1 protein-coding gene and 1 pseudogene are annotated in these 1190 nt (G+C 50.4%); both read left to right on the forward strand.

Features of this window, described 5'->3' with window-relative positions; all coding sequences use genetic code 11:
• Positions 1–437, forward strand: a pseudogene (locus JWG43_RS17490) (hypothetical protein); the annotation flags it as partial.
• Between the two features lie 232 nt (positions 438–669).
• A complete protein-coding gene (locus tag JWG43_RS17495) occupies positions 670–1038 on the forward strand; it encodes a hypothetical protein (RefSeq protein WP_205244239.1) in 369 nt (122 codons plus the stop codon).
• Positions 1039–1190 lie beyond the last annotated feature (152 nt).

Consider the following 1190-nt stretch of genomic DNA (forward strand, 5'->3'; position numbering starts at 1 on the left):
GGGTCATTTATTCCAGGGACGGGGGCCGGAGCTGGGGTTTTAACAATGACGGGCTGGTCAATCTCATGGTTCTTTCTCTGGCCTGGCATCCCGGAACCAGAACACTTTTTGCCGGCACCCTGGAAGGTGGTGTCTTCAAGAGGAAGGCAGAAGGACCATGGATTAATGCATCAAAAGGCCTGCCTGAATTTGCCACGGTACAGGCTTTGGCCATGGACACCCAGGGCAACATCTGGGCCGGAACACATGGCAAAGGTCTTTTCGGCTCCCATGACCAGGGTTTGAGCTGGTCTTCATTCCCTTTACAGGAAGATGGTGAAATTTCCGTGACCAGCATAACACATTTTCGAGACAAGGCTCTTGTCGGCACTTACGCGCACGGCTTGTACCTTGCCGGACCGGACAAACACTCAATAGAATCCATCCGGATCCCATGAGATAGTCTTCTTAATACACAACAAGGTGGTCAAAATGAAGGAGCTTATCCGAAGAACATTTGTTCTGGCCTGCCTGTTGTTTGCCATATTCATCTTTTTCTTCGCAAAAGGTGAGTATCTCATGGTGAGCAGTGTTGATTTGATCCAGGACTATCGGTCATCATACATCACCCGAACATCTGTCTACTCCGGTCTTGCTTCAGCTCACCCCGTGGCCCAGCGTGAACAGTCCATGTTGACCGTGCAGCGGACAGAGCCTGTAAAGCCTCTGGCTGTTTTTCTTGATTACAGGACTGCAAACCGGCTGAAGACGGTTGAAGGGCCGGAATGGACTCGCTTCTTTGCTCAAGTCAGCTCATCTGCGGATTCCTCACAGTTTGCTCAGCGCTACTTTGAATACGGGTCAAAATCCGGATACCTTTTTCAGTCCGCGGAAACACCCTTATCTTCTATTGCTCATGAATTCAAAGAAAGGGAGCAACCTCTGTATTATCTCAAGCATTCTTCAGGTACGGGACCACGGTTTATTTCCTTGAGGATGCTTGATCCTGATGAAGCCCGCGATATGGGAGCTCCGTCATCCCTTATCTGCAGAGGGTAAGCTATTCCGGACAAAAACGCCATTTAATCCCCCCACAGCCTCCCCCATTCAACATGGAGGATCGAGGCATGAGACAACCAATCGATTGGGATCAGGTAGCGGAGTTGGCAGAGAAGATCAAGGAACAGGGGCTCAGTTATCGTGAGGGTGCG

The organism is Desulfobulbus alkaliphilus, from assembly GCF_016918545.1.
GTDB classification, from domain to species: domain Bacteria; phylum Desulfobacterota; class Desulfobulbia; order Desulfobulbales; family Desulfobulbaceae; genus Desulfobulbus; species Desulfobulbus alkaliphilus.